Genomic DNA, 19491 nt, shown 5'->3' on the forward strand with positions numbered 1-19491 from the left:
CCGCCGATCAGCCGAGGGAGGACAGCGCCAGCGCGAGGACGAGGCCCAGGGCGGCCGCGACGCCCGTCCAGTACTTCTCCTCCTGGAAGGCCTGCGGGAAGACCTCGACGGCGAGCGACGCGACGACCGCCCCGCCCGCGAAGCACCGGATGAGGGCCAGCGCGGTGTCGGGTGCGTCCTGGAGGGCGAGGTTCCCGATGATCGCGGCGGCGGCGAGGACCAGCGCGGTCCCGGTCCACAGCCCCATGACCTTCCCGCGGCCCATGCCGCCGTCGCCGGAGCGCATGCCGCGGGCGCCACCGGCCGCCTCGGGGAGGTTGGAGAGGAAGATCGACCCGGAGAGGGCCGCGACCTCGAGGGGGCCGGCGCCGATGAGCGCCACGCCGAGGGCGAGGTTCTCGGGGACGCCGTCGAGCGTGATCGCGGCGAGCAGCCCGGCCCCCCGCCGCCGCTGCTGCGCCGTTCGACGACGCGGTCGGCGACGACGAAGACCGCCGCGCCGACGACGACGAGCAGGTAGGCGGCCCAGGGCGGGGCGACGTGGGTGGAGGGTTCGACGAGCTCGAGGCCGGCCGACACGATGAGCGCCCCACCGGCCAGGGCCACGACGAAGCCCTCGACGTTCGGGGAGAGGCGGCCGTAGACACCCCAGGCGGCGCCCGCGACGAGGGCGGCCGAGACGACACCGACGACGAGCACGAGAGTCATACCGGTCCGGTAACCGCGAGGTCGGCGACCGAAACGCCCGCGCGGGGGCAGGCGGAGCGGGGGTCGGTAGGGGCGATGGTCTCGGGGCGGCGTGCATGAAGTTGAGATGACTTGTATACTCATGCACATGAAGCGGGTCGCGGTGGCCGGAGCGAGCGGGTACGCCGGGGGAGAGGTCCTCCGGCTCCTCCTCGCGCACCCCGACCTCGAGATCGGTGCCCTCACCGCGTCGAGCACCGCCGGGACACAGCTGGTGGAGATCCACCCGCATCTCACGCCCCTCGCCGAGCGCGTCGTCGAGGACACCACCGTGGAGACCCTCTCGGGGCACGACGCGGTCGTCCTCGCCCTACCCCACGGTCACTCGGCCGCCATCGCCGACGCCCTGCCGGACGACGTCGTCGTCGTCGACTGCGGCGCCGACTTCCGGCTCCGGGACCCCGAGGCCTGGACGACGTTCTACGACACCCCCCATGCCGGCTCCTGGCCCTACGGGATGCCCGAGCTCCGCACCGACGCGGGCCCGCAGCGCGACGTCCTGGCCGGTGCCACCCGCATCGCCGTGCCCGGCTGCTACCCCACGGCCGTCTCGCTCGCCCTGGCACCCGGTCTGGCCGGTGGCGTGCTCGAGCCGGCGGGTATCGCCGTCGTGGCCGCCTCGGGCACCTCGGGGGCGGGTCGGTCGCCCAAGCCGCACCTGCTCGGTGCGGAGGTCATGGGAGCGATGTCGCCGTACGGCGTCGGCGGCGTGCACCGGCACACCCCCGAGATCGAGCAGAACCTCTCGGCCTGCGGCGCCGGGCCGGTCCGCGTCTCCTTCACCCCCACGCTCGCCCCGATGCCGCGGGGCATCCTCGCGACGTGCACCGCGGTCGCGACGGACGGCGTCACGGCGGCAGAGGTCCGCGCCGCATGGGAGAGCGCCTACCTGGACGAGCCGTTCGTCCACCTCTTGCCCGAGGGACGCTGGCCGAGCACGGCGAGCGTCCTGGCCAGCAACTGCGTCCACGTGCAGGTCACCCTCGACGAGCGCGTCGGCCGGGTCGTGGCCGTCGCCGCCGTCGACAACCTCACCAAGGGCACCGCCGGGGCGGCCGTCCAGTGCCTCAACCTCGCCCTGGGGCTTCCGGAGCCGACCGGCCTGCCCGTCGCGGGGGTCGCGCCGTGAGCCGGATGCCCCGACACCTCATGGAGCACCCCGAGGAGGTCTCGATCGTCCGGCTCCCACCGGACGAGGAGCCCGCGTTCGACTGGAGCAGCGGTCCGCTCTCCTCGCTCACCCGGACCGGGGACGAGACCTCCGTCGTGTGCCTCACCGAGAACGTTCCCGACGACGCCCGCCAGGAGGGGCCCTACAAGGCCGTCGAGGTGGCCGGCCCGCTGGAGCTCAACGCGGTGGGCGTGTTCGCCGAGATCCTCGCGCCCATCGCCGAGGCGGGGATCTCGGTCCTCGGCCTCTCGACCTTCGACACCGACTGGGTCCTCGTGCCGAGCCAGCACACGACGACGGCCGCGGACGCCTGGCGTCGCGCAGGGTTCTTCGTGACCCCCACCTCGCTGTCGGGGAAGGGGTCGGCATGAGCGTCACCACGCCTCGCGGGTTCCGAGCGGCCGGCGTCGCGGCCGGGCTCAAGGCCAGCGGCCGGCCGGACGTGGCCCTCGTCGTCAACGACGGCCCGGACCACCACGCCGCCGCCGTGTTCACGAGCAACCGGGTCGAGGCCGCGCCCGTCACGTGGTCGCGCACCGTCGTCTCCGACGGCCGCGCCGACGCCGTCGTCCTCAACAGCGGTGGGGCGAACGCCTGTACCGGTGCCCCGGGCTTCCAGGACACCCACCGCACGGCCGAGCACGTGGCCGGGCTGCTGGGGGTCGCGGCCGGCGACGTCGTCGTCTGCTCCACCGGCCTCATCGGCGAGCGGCTGCCGATGGACGCGCTGCTCGCCGGCGTCGACTCGGCCGCGGGGCGGCTCACCGACGACGGGGGCGGCGCGGCGGCGGAGGCGATCATGACGACCGACTCCGTGCCCAAGACCGCCGAGACCCGCTGCGACGGCTGGTCGGTCGGAGGCATGGCCAAGGGGGCCGGCATGCTCGCCCCGTCGCTCGCGACGATGCTCGTCGTCGTGACGACCGACGCGGTCGTGGGCCCGGACGCGCTCGACGCGGTGCTGCGCGAGGCCACCCGCACGACCTTCGACCGCGTCGACTCCGACGGCTGCCAGTCCACGAACGACACCGTCGTCCTCCTCGCGTCGGGCGCGTCGGGCGTCGAGGTCGAACCCGGGACGCTCACCGAGGCGGTGACGTCCGTCTGTGCCGACCTCGCCCGGCAGCTCGTCGCGGACGCCGAGGGCGCCCACCACGACATCGCGATCGAGGTGCGCACGGCCGCCTCCGAGGACGACGCGCTCGAGGTCGCGCGCTCGGTCGCTCGGAACAACCTCTTCAAGTGCGCCGTCTTCGGGAACGACCCGAACTGGGGCCGGGTCCTCGCCGCGGTCGGAACGACCAGCGCGGCCTTCGACCCCGCCGCCCTCGACGTGGCCGTCAACGGCGTGCAGGTCTGCCGCGCCGGGGGAGTGGGGGAGGACCGCTCACTCGTCGACCTCACCCCACGAGAGGTCCGGGTCGTCGTCGACCTCCACGCCGGGGAGGAGTCGGTGACGGTCTGGACCAACGACCTCACCCACGACTACGTCCACGAGAACTCCGCCTACTCCACCTGACGAGACGAGGGCACCGATGACCCCACCCGTCCAGCAGTCGCTCCGCGGCGCGATCGACGCCGCCGCGCTGCGCGTCGCCCAGTCGAAGGCGACGACCCTCGTCGAGGCGCTGCCGTGGCTCGAGCGCTTCCGGGGTGCGCTCGTCGTCGTCAAGTACGGCGGCAACGCGATGACCGACCCGGCCCTGCAGGCCGCGTTCGCCCAGGACATCGTCTTCCTCCGCTACGCCGGTCTGCGGCCGGTCGTCGTCCACGGCGGTGGCCCGCAGATCAAGGGGATGCTCGACCGCCTCGGCCTGGAGTCGGAGTTCAAGGCCGGGCTGCGGGTCACGACCCCCGAGGTGATGGACGTCGTGCGGATGGTCCTCACCGGCCAGGTCGGCCGTGAGCTCGTCGGCCTGCTCAACCAGCACGGCCCGGTCGCCGTCGGCCTCTCCGGCGAGGACGCCGGGCTGCTCGGTGCCCGCCGCAAGGGCGTCACGGTCGACGGTGAGGAGCACGACCTGGGTCTCGTCGGCGACGTCGTCCAGGTCGACCCCGGCGCCGTCCTCGACCTCCTCGACGCCGGGCGCATCCCCGTCGTCTCCACGGTCGCCCCCGACCTCGACGCCGAGGGACAGGTGCTCAACGTCAACGCCGACACCGCCGCCGCGGCACTCGCGGCGGCGCTCGGGGCGCGCAAGCTCGTCGTCCTCACCGACGTCGAGGGTGTCTACGCCGACTGGCCCGACCGCGGCTCGCTGCTCTCCGAGCTGCGGGTCGGCGCGGCCAAGGAGCTGCTGGGCCGCGTCGACGCCGGGATGATCCCCAAGCTCGAGGCCTGTATCCGGGCGGTCGAGGCCGGCGTGCCCCGGGCGCACGTCGTCGACGGCCGCCAGCCGCACAGCATCCTCGTCGAGGTCTTCACCTCCGAGGGGATCGGGACGATGGTCCTGCCGGACGAGGAGGACGACGATGTCTGAGCCCGCACCCACCGCGACGCCGCACACCGAGGCGCTGCTCGGCCGGTACGAGCGCTCCCTGCTCGGCGTCTTCGGGCGCCCTCAGCTCGTCCTCGAGCACGGTGAGGGCGCGTGGGTCTGGGACGTCGACGGCCGCCGCTACCTCGACCTCGTCGGGGGCCTGGCCGTCAACGCCCTGGGCCACAACCACCCCGCACTCGTCGCGGCCGTCTCGAAGCAGGCCGGGCAGCTCGTGCACGTCTCGAACTTCTACACCTCCGTGCCACAGGTCGAGCTCGCCGAGCGCATCCTCCGGGTCGCCGGAGCCCCGGACGGGTCGGCGGTGTTCTTCTGCAACAGCGGGGCGGAGGCCGTGGAGGCGGCCGTCAAGCTCGCCCGCCGCACCGGGCGGACCGGCATCGTCGCCGCCGAGGGCGCGTTCCACGGGCGGACCACCGGCGCGCTGGCCCTCACCCACAAGCCGCAGTTCCGCGAGCCCTTCGAGCCGCTCCTGCCCGGTGTCGTCCACGTCCCGTGGGGCGACGTCGACGCCCTCCGCGCCGTCGTGGGAGCGGGCACCTCGGCGGTCGTCCTCGAGCCGATCAAGGGCGAGGGTGGCGTCGTGCCCGCGGGGACGGACTTCCTGCGCGCCGCCCGCGACCTCACCACCGAGGCCGGAGCCCTGCTCGTCCTCGACGAGATCCAGACCGGGGTCGGGCGCACCGGGTCCTGGTTCGCCTTCCAGCAGGCCGGGGTCGTCCCGGACGCGATGACCCTCGCCAAGGGGCTCGGCGGGGGCCTGCCCATCGGGGCCCTGGTCACCTTCGGCCCCGACGTCACCGCGCTGCTCGCGGCCGGCCAGCACGGGTCGACCTTCGGCGGCAACCCGCTGGCCTGCGCCGCGGGCCTGGCGGTGCTCGACACCATCGATTCCGAGGGTCTGCTCGATCACGTCCGCGCGGTCGGCGCCCACCTCGCGCGTCGCGTCCTCGGGACGGGCGACCCGCGCGTGACCGGCGTCCGCGGTGCCGGGTTGCTGCGTGCGGTCACCCTCGCCGGGGAGTGGGCCCCGGCCGTGGCGACGCACGCCCGCGACGCCGGCCTCATCCTCAACCCCGTGGCGCCCGATGCCATCCGCCTCGCCCCGCCGCTCGTCGTCACCACCGAGCAGCTGGACCTCTTCGTCGACGCCCTGCCGGGGCTGCTCGACGCCGCCACCGAGGAGACCCGATGACGCTGCGCCACCTCCTGCGCGACGACGACCTCACGCCCGCAGAGCAGGCCACGGTGCTCGACCGCGCGGCCGTGCTCAAGGCACAGCCGTTCATCGAGCGGTCGCTCGAGGGCCCGCGCACGGTGGCGATCCTCTTCGACAAGCCGACCCTGCGCACCCAGGTGTCCTTCGTCGGTGCGGTGACCGGGCTCGGGGGGTACCCGATGGTCGTCGACGGCCGGCTCGCCGGCATCGGGGTCCGGGAGTCGGTCGCCGACGTCGCCCGCATCCTCGGGCCGCAGTCCGCGGCCGTCGTCTGGCGCACCTTCGCCCAGGCGGATCTCGAGGAGATGGCCCGGTACGCCGGCGTCCCCGTCGTCAACGCCCTCACCGACGACTTCCACCCCTGCCAGGTCCTCGCCGACCTCCTCACCGTGCGAGAGGCCATCGGCGACCTCGCCGGCCGCACCCTCGCCTACGTCGGCGACGGCGCGAACAACATGGCCCACTCCTACCTGCTCGGCTGCGCGACCGCCGGGATGCACGTGCGCGTCGGGACCCCGTCCTCGCATCCACCCGCGGCCGACATCGTCACCGCTGCCGAGCGACGCGCCGGCGAGACCGGCGGCTCCGTGCTCGTCACCGACGACCCCGTCGCGGCTGTTCAGGGAGCCGACGTCGTCGTCACCGACACCTGGGTCTCGATGGGCCAGGAGGGCGAGGCCGAACAGCGTAAGGGCGAGGGGAGCCCGTTCGAGAAGTACCGCGTCGACGACGCCCTCATGGCCCAGGCGGCGGGCCAGGCGGTCTTCCTGCACTGCCTGCCCGCCTACCGCGGCCACGAGGTGACCGAGGACGTCATCGACGGCCCGCGTTCGCTCGTGTGGCAGGAGGCCGAGAATCGCCTGCACGTCCAGAAGGCCCTCCTGGCCTGGCTGCTCGAGCAGGTCGGGGAAGGCCTCCGATGACCGTGTCGACGAGCCGGGCCGCCCGGCAGCAGCGGATCGTCGAGATCCTCATGACCACTCCGGTCCGCAGCCAGACCGAGCTGCTCGACCTCCTCGCCGACGACGGCATCGAGGTCACCCAGGCCACGCTCTCGCGCGACCTCGTCGACGTCGGGGCCGAGCGGGTCCGGGTCGGCAAGGCACTGGTCTACGCCGTGCCGGGGGAGGGCGGCGACCGCACCGTCCGCCCCGCACCGGACGAGGAGGAGCGCACCTCGCGGCTCGCGGCACGCTGCCAGGAGCTGCTCGTGTCGGCCGAGCACTCGGACAACCTCGTCGTCCTGCGCACCCCGCCGGGGGCCGCCAACTTCCTCGCCTCGGCGATCGACCACACCTCCGTCGAGGGGGTGCTCGGCACGATCGCCGGCGACGACACCATCATGGTCATCACCTCGGGTGCCACGCGCAGCCGCGAGGTCGTCGAGCGACTCATGTCGTACACCCGGAAGGACCTCCCGTGACCCCGCCCGAGACCAGCCCGACCGGTAGCACCCTGTGGGGAAGCCGGTTCACCGGCGGCCCGGCCGACGCGCTCGCCGCGCTGAGCAGGTCGACGCACTTCGACTGGCGCCTCGCGCTGCACGACCTCGCCGGGTCCCGGGCGCACGCCCGGGTCCTGCACCGGGCGGGCCTGCTCGACGACGACACCCTCGCCGCGATGCTGGACGCCCTGGAGCGGCTGCGGGCCGACGTCGAGTCGGGGGAGTTCGTCGCCGTGGAGGGGGACGAGGACGTCCACAGCGCGCTGGAGCGCGGGCTGATCGAGCGCGCCGGGCCGGACGTCGGCGGTCGACTGCGCGCCGGGCGATCCCGCAACGACCAGATCGCGACGCTCGGACGGATGTACCTGCGCGAGCACTCACGGGTCGTCTCGGGTCTCGTCCTCGACCTCGTCGACGCCCTCGTCGCTCAGGCCCGGCAGCACCACGGCGTGCCGATGCCGGGGCGGACGCACCTGCAGCACGCCCAGCCGGTTCTCCTCTCGCACCATCTGCTCGCCCACGGGTGGGCGCTGCTGCGCGACGTCCACCGCTTCCGCGACTGGGACGTGCGCGCCGGGGTCTCGCCCTACGGGTCGGGCGCGCTGGCCGGCTCGTCGCTCGGTCTGGACCCGGAGGCCGTCGCTGCCGACCTCGGGTTCACCGGGTCGGTCGAGAACTCCATCGACGGCACCGCGTCGCGCGACTACGTGGCCGAGTTCGCGTTCGTCGCGGCGATGACCGCGGTCGACGTCTCCCGGCTGGCCGAGGAGGTCGTCCTGTGGGCGACGAAGGAGTTCTCCGTCGTCACGCTCGACGACGCCTACTCGACCGGGTCGAGCATCATGCCGCAGAAGAAGAACCCGGACATCGCCGAGCTCGCCCGGGGCAAGGCCGGCCGCCTGGTCGGCGACCTCACCGGGCTGCTCACGACGCTCAAGTCGCTGCCGCTCGCCTACAACCGGGACCTCCAGGAGGACAAAGAGCCGGTGTTCGACGCGGTCGACACCCTGGAGGTGCTGCTGCCGGCGTTCTCCGGGATGGTCGCCACACTCGTCTTCGACACCTCGCGGCTCGCCGAGCTCGCCCCGCAGGGGTTCTCGCTCGCGACGGACGTCGCGGAGTGGCTGGTCCGCGAGGGGGTCCCGTTCCGGGTGGCACACGAGGTGGCCGGCGCGTGCGTGCGGGTCTGCGAGTCCCGGGGCCTCGAGCTCTGGGACCTCACCGACGACGACCTCGCCGGGATCTCGCCACACCTGACGCCCGGCGTGCGGGACGTCCTCAGCGTCCCGGGTTCGCTCGCCTCGCGGTCGGCCAAGGGCGGGACCGCCCCGGACCGCGTCGCAGAGCAGCTGGACCGGCTCGTCTCCTTGGCCACCGAGGCGCGGGCCTGGGCCTCCGACGTGCCGGTGGCCCGCTGACGGTGCTGCGCGACCTGCTCGCCGGGGACGTCCTCGAGGTCGCCCCTGCGCTGCTGGGCGCGCGCCTCAGCCACGGCGGGGTGACGGTCCGGCTCACCGAGGTCGAGGCCTACGCCGGGACGGACGACCCGGGCTCCCACGCGTTCCGCGGCCGGACCCCACGGACCGAGGTCATGTTCGGCCCGGCCGGGCGCCTGTACGTGTACTTCACCTACGGCATGCACTTCTGCGCCAACGTCGTCACCGGGCCCGAGGGGGAGGCATCCGCGGTCCTGCTGCGGGCGGGTGAGGTCGTGGACGGCTCCGACTCGGCCCGTCGCGGACGTACGCACCTGGGGGAGCGGGACCTCGCGCGCGGTCCGGCGCGGCTGGCCGTCGCCCTCGGTCTCGCGCGCGACGAGAACGGGCTGGACCTCCTGGATGCCACGAGCGACGGCGCCCTCACCCTCGCCGACGACCTCACCATGGCGCAACGCGTCCGCACCGGCCCACGCGTCGGCGTCAGCGGCCCGGGCGGTGACGGCACCGTCTTCCCGTGGCGCTTCTGGCTGGCGGACGAGCCGACGGTCAGCGTCTACCGCCCCGCGGCCCGCCGGCGCCGGGGCTGACGTCGAGCTGAGAGACGCACGACCAGGCCTGGATGTTGCGTGCGGTCTCGGGGCACGGGTGCCGAGGACAGCGACGACCGTGCGCGTGGCAGGCTAGGCGATGCTCCGCGCGAGCGGGACCTCGACCTGGAAGGACACCGACCGTGAGCGACATCCTCGACGAGCTGCAGTGGCGAGGGCTGGTGGCACAGACCACCGACGAGCCCGCGCTGCGCCGAGCACTCGCCGACGGGCCGATCACGGCGTACTGCGGGTTCGACCCCACCGCGCCGTCGCTGCACTTCGGCAACCTCGTCCAGCTCGTCGTCCTGCGCCTGCTCCAGCGGGCCGGACACCGGGTCATCTGTCTGGTCGGTGGTTCCACCGGGCTCGTCGGCGACCCCAGGCCCACGTCGGAGCGGGTCCTGAAGACGAAGGAGCAGACGGCCGAGTGGGTGGCCCGCATCCAGCAGCAGGTCCGCCCCTTCCTTGACACGGACGGCGACAACCCGGCGGTCTTCGTCGACAACCTCGACTGGACCGCCGGGATGTCTGCCCTGGACTTCCTCCGCGACGTGGGCAAGCACTTCCGGGTGAACCAGATGGTCAAGAAGGACGCCGTGGCGGCGAGGCTGAACAGCGACGAGGGCATCTCGTACACGGAGTTCAGCTACCAGCTGCTGCAAGGGCTGGACTACCTCGAGCTCTACCGGCAGTACGGCTGCACGCTCCAGACGGGCGGGAGCGACCAGTGGGGCAACCTCGTCGCGGGCTCGGACCTCATCCATCGGGCGGAGGGTGAGTCGGTCCACCTGCTCACCACGCCCCTGCTCACCGACAGCGCGGGGGAGAAGTTCGGGAAGAGCGCCGGCAACGCGATCTGGCTCTCTGCCGACATGACGAGCCCGTACGCCTTCTTCCAGTACTGGCTCAACGTCGAGGACGCCTCGGTGGCCCGTCTGCTCAAGGTGTTCAGCGACCGCAGCCGCGACGAGGTCGCCGACCTCGAGCGCCGAGTGTCGGAGGAGCCCTGGAAGCGGGCCGCGCAGAAGGCGTTGGCCGAGGACGTCACGACCCTCGTGCACGGGGAGGCGGCGACGGCCGCGGTCCAGGCGGCCAGCGAGGCCCTCTTCGGCCGCGGTGACCTGCGAGGGCTGGACGGCACGACCCTGCGGGATGCCACGGCCGAGCTGCCCGGCGGCGAGGTCGCCGTCGGGATGTCGCTCGTCGACGCCCTCGTGGCCGTGGGCCTCGCCGACTCTCGCAACGCTGCACGTCGGACGCTCGGAGAGGGCGGCGCGTCCGTCAACGGGGACAAGGTCACCGACCCCGAGGCCGAGCTCGGTGCGGACGATGTCCTCGCGGGCGGCGTGGTGGTGCTGCGTCGAGGGCGCAAGAGCCTGGCAGCGGGCCGGATCCGACCCGACGGCTCCGCCTGAGGGCTCCTTCGGTCACGAGACCCGTTGTGGCGCAACGGGACGACAGCCGTGAACCAGCCGTGGAGAGGGTCCGGGACGAGCCCGATTTGTGTTCCCTGCGTGGACTCATCTAATGTTCTCGACGTCAGCCCGAGAGGGAGGAACGGACACCAAGCGGCAGGGCCGAACAGCCCCGCACCAAGTGGCCGGTCCCGCGAGCCGACACCACTCCCACAGGGTTCACCCGGCCGCCGAGCGCGGGCGGACGACCAGGTGGAGGAAGCCTCCGAGAGGGTGCTAGAGTGGTCACCACCGCAGAGATCCAAGCGCGATCGAAGCCGGCCGCTCCAAGAGCGGGTCACGGATTTGACGCCCAAGCATGGACGCGGGTAAGTTTGAACAGTTGCTTCCAGCGACTGGGAGAACACACGGAGTAGCCCCGACGACGAGCTCGATGAGCAAGGCGTTGGTGCGCGTCCGAACCTTGAGAACTCAACAGCGTGTCAAAAATCGATGCCAATAACCTCGTCGCATCGCATGCCAACCGGCCATCGGTCGGGGGTGCATCGTCGATGCAGCGAAATATCCTTTGGTTGACAACGAACAACAGCGAAAGCTAGTTGTTCGTGCTCAGCCAGTGAAACAACCCTCCAAGGGTAACGATTTCTCGGCTCGCGCCGAGAGTCACACATCAACGGAGAGTTTGATCCTGGCTCAGGACGAACGCTGGCGGCGTGCTTAACACATGCAAGTCGAACGGTGAAGGTTGGAGCTTGCTCCGACTGGATCAGTGGCGAACGGGTGAGTAACACGTGAGTAACCTGCCCCAGACTCTGGAATAACCCCGGGAAACCGGAGCTAATACCGGATACGAGACGGAGAGGCATCTCTACCGTCTGGAAAGTTTTTCGGTCTGGGATGGACTCGCGGCCTATCAGCTTGTTGGTGAGGTAATGGCTCACCAAGGCGACGACGGGTAGCCGGCCTGAGAGGGCGACCGGCCACACTGGGACTGAGACACGGCCCAGACTCCTACGGGAGGCAGCAGTGGGGAATATTGCACAATGGGCGAAAGCCTGATGCAGCGACGCCGCGTGAGGGATGACGGCCTTCGGGTTGTAAACCTCTTTCGGCAGGGAAGAAGCGAAAGTGACGGTACCTGCAGAAGAAGCACCGGCTAACTACGTGCCAGCAGCCGCGGTAATACGTAGGGTGCGAGCGTTGTCCGGAATTATTGGGCGTAAAGAGCTTGTAGGCGGTTTGTCGCGTCTGCTGTGAAAATCCGGGGCTCAACCCCGGACTTGCAGTGGGTACGGGCAGACTAGAGTGTGGTAGGGGAGACTGGAATTCCTGGTGTAGCGGTGAAATGCGCAGATATCAGGAGGAACACCGATGGCGAAGGCAGGTCTCTGGGCCATTACTGACGCTGAGAAGCGAAAGCGTGGGGAGCGAACAGGATTAGATACCCTGGTAGTCCACGCCGTAAACGTTGGGAACTAGGTGTGGGTCTCATTCCACGAGATCCGTGCCGCAGCTAACGCATTAAGTTCCCCGCCTGGGGAGTACGGCCGCAAGGCTAAAACTCAAAGGAATTGACGGGGGCCCGCACAAGCGGCGGAGCATGTGGATTAATTCGATGCAACGCGAAGAACCTTACCAAGGCTTGACATATACGGGAACGCGTCAGAGATGACGTTCTCTTTGGACACTCGTATACAGGTGGTGCATGGTTGTCGTCAGCTCGTGTCGTGAGATGTTGGGTTAAGTCCCGCAACGAGCGCAACCCTCGTTCTATGTTGCCAGCGCGTTATGGCGGGGACTCATAGAAGACTGCCGGGGTCAACTCGGAGGAAGGTGGGGACGACGTCAAATCATCATGCCCCTTATGTCTTGGGCTTCACACATGCTACAATGGCTGGTACAGAGGGCTGCGAAACCGCGAGGTGGAGCGAATCCCAAAAAGCCGGTCTCAGTTCGGATTGGGGTCTGCAACTCGACCCCATGAAGTCGGAGTCGCTAGTAATCGTAGATCAGCAACGCTACGGTGAATACGTTCCCGGGCCTTGTACACACCGCCCGTCAAGTCACGAAAGTCGGTAACACCCGAAGCCGGTGGCCCAACTCTTTGAGAGGGAGCCGTCGAAGGTGGGACTGGCGATTGGGACTAAGTCGTAACAAGGTAGCCGTACCGGAAGGTGCGGCTGGATCACCTCCTTTCTAAGGAGCACTGGTCGCGTAAGCGATCCAGAGCCTGGTCTGTCCGCGAATGTCGGACAGCAGGTGCTCAAGGGTGGAACATCGATTATTTGGCACCGGGTCACGCCGGCACGCAAGTACAGCTCCTTCGGGAGAGTGGAACGCGGCCGCTGGGCACGGTGCCTGACACGTTGTTGGGTCCTGAGGGGTCGGGCGTTCACGCTCATAACCTCCGGGCCGCGAGGCCAGGACCCTCGTCGCGGACGAACCACCGGTACAGCCGGCAGGCGCCGAGACCGACGAGGGGCCGCCCGTATGTTGAGAACTACACAGTGGACGCGAGCATCTTAAATCTTTGTGGCTCAAGTTTATAAGGGCACACGGTGGATGCCTTGGCACCAGGAACCGAAGAAGGACGTAGGAATCTGCGATAAGCCTCGGGGAGTCGATAACCAGACTGTGATCCGAGGATTTCCGAATGGGGAAACCCGGCTGGAGGCAAGTCCAGTCACTCCCACCTGAACACATAGGGTGGGTAGAGGGAACGTGGGGAAGTGAAACATCTCAGTACCCACAGGAAGAGAAAGCAACCGCGATTCCGTGAGTAGTGGCGAGCGAAAGCGGAACAGGCTAAACCGATCATGTGTGATAGCTGTCAGGCGTTGCATGGTCGGGGTCGTGGGACTTCTCAGTCAGTACTGACATGCTGACATGGAGTCAGAAATTCGCGTTATAGTCGAAGGACATTGAAAGGTCCGGCACAGAGGGTGCTACCCCCGTAGACGAAATGGCGTGAACTCCAGAGAACCATCCCAAGTAGCACGGGGCCCGAGAAATCCCGTGTGAATCTGGCGGGACCACCCGCTAAGCCTAAATATTCCCTGGTGACCGATAGCGGACAAGTACCGTGAGGGAAAGGTGAAAAGTACCCCGGGAGGGGAGTGAAATAGATCCTGAAACCGCGTGCCTACAATCCGTCGGAGCCTCCTTGTGGGGTGACGGCGTGCCTTTTGAAGAATGAGCCTGCGAGTTAGTGCTCAGTGGCGAGGTTAACCCGTGTGGGGAAGCCGTAGCGAAAGCGAGTCCGAATAGGGCGACAGAGTCGCTGGGTCTAGACCCGAAGCGGAGTGATCTACCCATGGCCAGGTTGAAGCGACGGTAAGACGTCGTGGAGGACCGAACCCACTTAGGTTGAAAACTGAGGGGATGAGCTGTGGGTAGGGGTGAAAGGCCAATCAAACTCCGTGATAGCTGGTTCTCCCCGAAATGCATTTAGGTGCAGCGTCACGTGTTTCTTACCGGAGGTAGAGCTACTGGATAGCCGATGGGCCTCACCAGGTTACTGACGTTAGCCAAACTCCGAATGCCGGTAAGTGAGAGCGTGGCAGTGAGACTGCGGGGGATAAGCTCCGTAGTCGAGAGGGAAACAGCCCAGATCACCAGCTAAGGCCCCTAAGCGTGTGCTAAGTGGGAAAGGATGTGGAGTTGCATTGACAACCAGGAGGTTGGCTTAGAAGCAGCCACCCTTTAAAGAGTGCGTAATAGCTCACTGGTCAAGTGATTCCGCGCCGACAATGTAGCGGGGCTCAAGCACACCGCCGAAGCTGTGGCATTGACACATTGCCCGGCCGTGACGCCTGCGGGTTCACGGTCCAAGCGTGTCGATGGGTAGGGGAGCGTCGTGTGGCCAGGGAAGCGGCGGAGTGATCCAGCCGTGGAGGCCACACGAGTGAGAATGCAGGCATGAGTAGCGAATGACGGGTGAGAAACCCGTCCGCCGAATAACCAAGGGTTCCAGGGTCAAGCTAATCTGCCCTGGGTAAGTCGGGACCTAAGGCGAGGCCGACAGGCGTAGTCGATGGACATCCGGTTGATATTCCGGAACCGGCGAAGAACCGCCCATGACGAACCTTCTGATGCTAAGCGCCCGAAGCTCGTTTCCAACCCTTCGGGGAAGGTCTCGAGTGGAGCGCGCGACCCGAGGTTGTAGTAGTCAAGCAATGGAGAGACGCAGGAAGGTAGCCTCCGCGTGGCGATGGTTGTCCACGTCCAAGGGTGTAGGGAGTGAGGTAGGCAAATCCGCCTCACACATATCCTGAGACCTGATAGTGACCGCGAATGCGGGAAGTAGGGTGATCCTATGCTGCCTAGAAAATCTTCTAGCGAGGTTCTAGCCGCCCGTACCCCAAACCGACTCAGGTGGTTAGGTAGAGAATACTAAGGCGATCGAGTGAATCGTGGTTAAGGAATTCGGCAAAATGCCCCCGTAACTTCGGGAGAAGGGGGGCCCAGATCCTGAAGGAGCTTGCCTCCTAGGGTGAAGGGCCGCAGAGACCAGGGAGAAGCGACTGTTTACTAAAAACACAGGTCCGTGCGAAGTCGCAAGACGATGTATACGGACTGACGCCTGCCCGGTGCTGGAAGGTTAAGAGGACGGGTTAGATCTTCGGATCGAAGCTCAGAATTTAAGCCCCAGTAAACGGCGGTGGTAACTATAACCATCCTAAGGTAGCGAAATTCCTTGTCGGGTAAGTTCCGACCTGCACGAATGGCGTAACGACTTCTCCACTGTCTCAACCGCGAACTCGGCGAAATTGCACTACGAGTAAAGATGCTCGTTACGCGCAGAAGGACGGAAAGACCCCGGGACCTTTACTACAGCTTGGTATTGGTGTTCGGTACGGCTTGTGTAGGATAGGTGGGAGACTGTGAAGCATGCACGCCAGTGTGTGTGGAGTCAACGTTGAAATACCACTCTGGTCGTTCTGGATATCTAACCTCGGTCCGTGATCCGGATCAGGGACAGTGCCTGGTGGGTAGTTTAACTGGGGCGGTTGCCTCCCAAAATGTAACGGAGGCGCTCAAAGGTTCCCTCAGCCTGGTTGGCAATCAGGTGTCGAGTGTAAGTACACAAGGGAGCTTGACTGCGAGACAGACATGTCGAGCAGGGACGAAAGTCGGAACTAGTGACCCGGCGGTGGCTTGTGGAAGCGCCGTCGCTCAACGGATAAAAGGTACCCCGGGGATAACAGGCTGATCTTGCCCAAGAGTCCATATCGACGGCATGGTTTGGCACCTCGATGTCGGCTCGTCGCATCCTGGGGGTGGAGTATCTCCCAAGGGTTGGGCTGTTCGCCCATTAAAGCGGTACGCGAGCTGGGTTTAGAACGTCGTGAGACAGTTCGGTCCCTATCCTCTGTGCGCGTAGGAAACTTGAGAAGGGCTGTCCCTAGTACGAGAGGACCGGGATGGACGAACCTCTGGTGTGTCAGTTGTTCTGCCAAGAGCACCGCTGATTAGCTACGTTCGGAAGTGATAACCGCTGAAAGCATCTAAGCGGGAAGCACGCTTCAAGATGAGGTTTCCATGGGGTTTACCCCGAGAGGCTCCCGGCTAGACTACCGGGTTGATAGGCCAGATGTGGAAGTGCAGCAATGCATGTAGCTGACTGGTACTAATAAGCCGATAACTTGACTCACACTCAAAAGATTGTGTTCGCGTCCACTGTGCAGTTCCCGAGATACGGTCGGGAAGACTGACATCTCCATAGAGTTTCGGCTGTCATAGCGAAGGGGAAACGCCCGGCTCCATTCCGAACCCGGAAGCTAAGCCCTTCAGCGCCGATGGTACTGCACTGGTGACGGTGTGGGAGAGTAGGACGCAGCCGGACATATTATTTACGAAAAGGCCCGTCGTTCGCGACGGGCCTTTTCTTTTCGTGGTCGCCGTTGAGGGCGTCCGTAGACTGACGCCCGGTGCAGCCGGCGAAGGAAGGACCGCACGTGTCGGAGGACGAACAGCGACGGGGGCGCGGTCGACGCGCGGATGGTGGCCGACCTCGCGGTGGTCGTCCCGACGGGCCTCGCCGGTCGGGGGGCGGAGACGGGCGACCAGGTGCCGCGGGTCGAGACCGTCGTGCCGGAGGAGGGGGAACGGGTGGCGGAGGACGGACGGACGGTCGTGGAACGCCGCGCGGGGGGGAGGCACGACCGGTCGGGGACGAGCGTCGGGGCGGGAGCCGCCTGGCCCCGAAGGGGCCGCGGCTCCCCGAGCCGAAGGTCCCGGACGAGGTGACCGGCAAGGAGCTCGACCGGGGCGTTCACCAGCAGCTGCGGACCCTGTCGAAGGAGAACGCAGAGGGAGTCGCGAAGCATCTGGTGATGGTCGCCGCCTATCTCGAGGCCGACGAGCTGAACGCAGCACTGGCCCACGCGGAGACCGCGGTCCGACGTGCAGGCCGGGTACCGGCGGCCCGTGAGGCGCTCGGCATGGTGGCCTACCGGTCGAGAGACTTCGGGCGCGCGCTCACCGAGTTCCGCACGGTTCGGCGCCTCAGTGGGTCCTCACATCTCCTGCCGCTCATGGTCGACTGCGAGCGTGGTCTCGGCCGGCACACCCGCGCCCTCGAGCTCGCCGCCTCCCCGGAGGCGTCGGGCCTGGCCGAGGCGGACCGGGTCGAGCTCGCCATCGTCGTGTCGGGCGTGCGTCGCGACCTGGGGCAGCCGGACGCCGCTCTCCTCGCACTCCAGGTCCCGACCCTGCGCCGAGGGAGGGGGGCCGGGCTGCACCGCCTGGAGTACGCCTACGCGGACGTCCTGGTCGAGCAGGGCCGGCCCGACGAGGCACGCGAATGGTTCCAGCGAGCCGTCGACCACGACGCCGACAACGAGACCGACGCCGTCGAGCGGCTCGAGGAGCTCGACGGCATCGTCGTCACCCAGCTCGCCGACGACGACGCCGAGAGGGTCGGAGCCGAGACTCCCGACCGCGAGGGGCCGAGCGCCGAGGCGGAGCCGCCCGGCCGTGAGCCGGCAGGCGCCGAGACCGAGCCGCTCGACCGTGAGGTGGGTGGGACCGAGGCCGAGCCCACCGAGGCGCAGCCGACGTCGGTGCCCGTCGACCCGTCGGACGACGAGCCGTCGGCGTGACGAGCCTTGTCGACCGCTACGCGGCGCTGGCATGCGACCTGGACGGCGTCGTCTACCGAGGGCCGGCTCCGGTCGACCACGCGGTCGAGGCGCTCGACGCCGTCCGTTCCCCCGTGGTCTACGCGACGAACAACGCCTCCCGCAGACCCCGTGACGTCGCTGCACACCTCGGTCGTCTCGGGCTGCGCTGTCGTGAGGCGGAGGTCACCACGAGCAGCGAGGCCGCCGCGTGGCTGCTCGGGCGGACGGACGTGCATGGTGCCGTGCTCGCGGTCGGCGGTCCGGGTGTGGGCACGGCCCTCGCCGAGGCCGGCTTCGAGGTCGTCCTGCCGGCCGACGCCAGTGACGCCGAGGTCGCGGCCGTCGTCCAGGGCTACGGTCCCGACGTCACCGCGAGCGACCTCGCCGAGGCGGCGTACGCCGTGCAGTCGGGAGCGCGGTGGGTCGCGACCAACGCCGACGCGACGCTGCCGACCGACCGCGGCGTGGCCCCGGGCAACGGATCGCTCGTCGCCGCGGTCGCGAGGGCCGTGGGACGTGACCCCGACGACATCGCGGGCAAGCCGCAGCCTCCGCTCTATCTGCTCACGGCAGAGCGCCTCGGGCTGTCGCCGAGCGGCGTCCTCGCGGTCGGCGACCGCCTGGACACCGACATCGAGGGGGCGGTCGCCGCAGGGCTGGACTCGCTCCTCGTCCTGACCGGCGTGGACGACCTCGACGCCGTCCTCGTCGCACCACCCGCACGGCGCCCCACCTTCGTGGCGCCCGACCTCCGGTGGCTGCACGCTCCCGGGTCCGCGGTCGAGCGCCTGACGGACGCGGTCCGCGCGGTCCACGACGCACAGGACCAGGGTCGCGAGGACCAGCTGGAGAGGCTGCGTGCAGCTGCGGGGGACGTGATGTCGCGGGCCCACCCCGGGTAGCGTGTCGGCCACGGCACCCGCCGGTCAGACCGAGGAGGTCCCATGGTCAAGCGATCCGTCCAGGCCTACGTCGAGCTCGCCTCCGGGCTCGGGGAGATGACGAAGACCCGTGCGCTCGAGGCGGCTCAGGAGCTCGTCGCCCTCGCCGGGGTCGAGAAGTCGTCGAAGAAGGTGGCGAAGCAGGTCGGCAAGGTGGCCGAGGACCTTCTCGCGGCGGCCGAGCACAACCGCGAGCAGGCCGTGCTCCTCGTCCAGCGTGAGGTCGAGACGGCCGTCGGTCGGGTGCTCGGGGACGTCCAGGCACTCGGGGCGACCGTGGCCGGGCTGAGCGCGCAGGTCGACGAGATCGCCCGCGCGGTGGGTATGCGCTCGGGTCGGGCGTCCGTGCCGGGCATGGCGGACGTCAGCGAGCCGGTGCTCGCGGACCCGCCGGCCGTGGCCACCGAGGCTCCCGCCGCACCGGTCCGGCGCCGTCCGGCACGTGCCTCGTTCTCCTCGGGGGCCGGCTCCGCGACGGTGTCCACTGGGGCGAAGAAGACGGCAGCGAGCAAGTCGACGGGGGCGAAGAAGACCGCGGCGAAGAAGTCGACGGCGAAGAAGACGGCAGCGAGCAAGTCGACCGGGGCGAAGAAGTCCGCGGCGAAGAAGACGGCAGCGAGCAAGTCGACCGGGGCGAAGAAGTCCGCGGCGAAGAAGACGGCAGCGAGCAGGTCCACGAGCGCCGGCAGGCGGTCGGGCTCGTGACCACGCCCGCCGAACCCACCGAGCCCGTCGAGACCGAGGACGCACTCGAGGCACCGCCCGAGACCGGCGACATCGTCGTCGACGCCGCGCTCCGGGACCTCGCCGCGGTACCGGACGACGCGCTCGACGACCAGCTGGAGGCCGGTGAGCACGTCCAGCGCACCCTGAGATCCCGGCTCGGCGACCTCGGGAGCTGAC

General features: G+C 68.7%; 15 protein-coding genes and 3 rRNA genes. 17 read left to right on the top strand and 1 reads right to left on the bottom strand.

What is annotated here, in order from left to right; translation table 11 throughout:
• Positions 1 to 7: 7 nt before the first annotated feature.
• The gene (locus JQN72_RS05445; protein WP_204134151.1) at positions 8 to 382 is read right to left on the bottom strand and encodes a hypothetical protein; all 375 of its coding nucleotides are present in this window, start codon (positions 380 to 382) and stop codon (positions 8 to 10) included.
• A gap of 453 nt (positions 383 to 835) precedes the next feature.
• On the opposite strand from JQN72_RS05445, the gene argC reads away from it, so the two are divergent.
• The 17 genes from argC (at position 836) to JQN72_RS05530 (ending at position 19490) form a co-directional block, all read left to right on the top strand.
• Positions 836 to 1876, top strand: coding sequence for an N-acetyl-gamma-glutamyl-phosphate reductase (gene argC, locus JQN72_RS05450; RefSeq protein ID WP_204134152.1), 1041 nt, complete (start codon positions 836 to 838; stop codon positions 1874 to 1876).
• Positions 1877 to 1881: 5 nt separating this feature from the next.
• Positions 1882 to 2289 carry an ACT domain-containing protein gene (locus JQN72_RS05455; protein ID WP_204134340.1) on the top strand — a complete coding sequence of 136 codons (408 nt, stop codon included), beginning with the start codon at positions 1882 to 1884 and terminating at the stop codon, positions 2287 to 2289.
• A complete protein-coding gene (argJ, locus tag JQN72_RS05460) occupies positions 2286 to 3437 on the top strand; it encodes a bifunctional glutamate N-acetyltransferase/amino-acid acetyltransferase ArgJ (RefSeq protein ID WP_204134153.1) in 1152 nt (383 codons plus the stop codon). The genes JQN72_RS05455 and argJ overlap by 4 nt, the downstream gene beginning before the upstream one ends.
• A gap of 16 nt (positions 3438 to 3453) precedes the next feature.
• A complete protein-coding gene (gene argB / locus JQN72_RS05465) occupies positions 3454 to 4398 on the top strand; it encodes an acetylglutamate kinase (RefSeq protein ID WP_204134154.1) in 945 nt (314 codons plus the stop codon).
• A complete protein-coding gene (locus JQN72_RS05470; RefSeq protein ID WP_204134155.1) occupies positions 4391 to 5611 on the top strand; it encodes an acetylornithine transaminase in 1221 nt (406 codons plus the stop codon). The genes argB and JQN72_RS05470 overlap by 8 nt, the downstream gene beginning before the upstream one ends.
• Complete coding sequence (gene argF, locus JQN72_RS05475; RefSeq protein ID WP_204134156.1) at positions 5608 to 6558, top strand: ornithine carbamoyltransferase; 951 nt, start codon at positions 5608 to 5610, stop codon at positions 6556 to 6558. The genes JQN72_RS05470 and argF overlap by 4 nt, the downstream gene beginning before the upstream one ends.
• Positions 6555 to 7058, top strand: coding sequence for an arginine repressor (locus tag JQN72_RS05480; protein WP_204134157.1), 504 nt, complete (start codon positions 6555 to 6557; stop codon positions 7056 to 7058). The genes argF and JQN72_RS05480 overlap by 4 nt, the downstream gene beginning before the upstream one ends.
• Positions 7055 to 8497, top strand: coding sequence for an argininosuccinate lyase (argH, locus tag JQN72_RS05485; RefSeq protein ID WP_204134158.1), 1443 nt, complete (start codon positions 7055 to 7057; stop codon positions 8495 to 8497). The genes JQN72_RS05480 and argH overlap by 4 nt, the downstream gene beginning before the upstream one ends.
• Positions 8494 to 9105 carry a DNA-3-methyladenine glycosylase gene (locus JQN72_RS05490; RefSeq protein WP_204134341.1) on the top strand — a complete coding sequence of 204 codons (612 nt, stop codon included), beginning with the start codon at positions 8494 to 8496 and terminating at the stop codon, positions 9103 to 9105. The genes argH and JQN72_RS05490 overlap by 4 nt, the downstream gene beginning before the upstream one ends.
• Before the next feature lie 143 nt (positions 9106 to 9248).
• Positions 9249 to 10523, top strand: a complete 1275-nt coding sequence (gene tyrS, locus JQN72_RS05495; protein WP_204134159.1) for a tyrosine--tRNA ligase — start codon at positions 9249 to 9251, stop codon at positions 10521 to 10523.
• A gap of 670 nt (positions 10524 to 11193) precedes the next feature.
• Positions 11194 to 12719, top strand: a 16S ribosomal RNA gene (locus JQN72_RS05500).
• A gap of 339 nt (positions 12720 to 13058) precedes the next feature.
• Positions 13059 to 16176, top strand: a 23S ribosomal RNA gene (locus tag JQN72_RS05505).
• Positions 16177 to 16251: 75 nt separating this feature from the next.
• A 5S ribosomal RNA gene (rrf, locus tag JQN72_RS05510) occupies positions 16252 to 16368 on the top strand.
• Together the 16S, 23S and 5S rRNA genes form the textbook arrangement of a ribosomal RNA operon.
• A gap of 400 nt (positions 16369 to 16768) precedes the next feature.
• Positions 16769 to 17626 carry a lipopolysaccharide assembly protein LapB gene (locus JQN72_RS05515; RefSeq protein WP_204134160.1) on the top strand — a complete coding sequence of 286 codons (858 nt, stop codon included), beginning with the start codon at positions 16769 to 16771 and terminating at the stop codon, positions 17624 to 17626.
• Positions 17623 to 18549 carry an HAD-IIA family hydrolase gene (locus JQN72_RS05520; RefSeq protein WP_204134161.1) on the top strand — a complete coding sequence of 309 codons (927 nt, stop codon included), beginning with the start codon at positions 17623 to 17625 and terminating at the stop codon, positions 18547 to 18549. Before JQN72_RS05515 ends, JQN72_RS05520 begins: the two co-directional genes overlap by 4 nt.
• A 42-nt stretch (positions 18550 to 18591) precedes the next feature.
• On the top strand, positions 18592 to 19293 hold the full coding sequence (locus tag JQN72_RS05525) for a hypothetical protein (protein ID WP_204134162.1): 702 nt from the start codon (positions 18592 to 18594) through the stop codon (positions 19291 to 19293).
• Positions 19290 to 19490, top strand: a complete 201-nt coding sequence (locus JQN72_RS05530) for a hypothetical protein (RefSeq protein WP_204134163.1) — start codon at positions 19290 to 19292, stop codon at positions 19488 to 19490. The genes JQN72_RS05525 and JQN72_RS05530 overlap by 4 nt, the downstream gene beginning before the upstream one ends.
• Position 19491 lies beyond the last annotated feature (1 nt).

This window comes from Phycicoccus sp. CSK15P-2 (assembly GCF_016888005.1).
Classification (GTDB): Bacteria; Actinomycetota; Actinomycetes; order Actinomycetales; family Dermatophilaceae; genus Phycicoccus.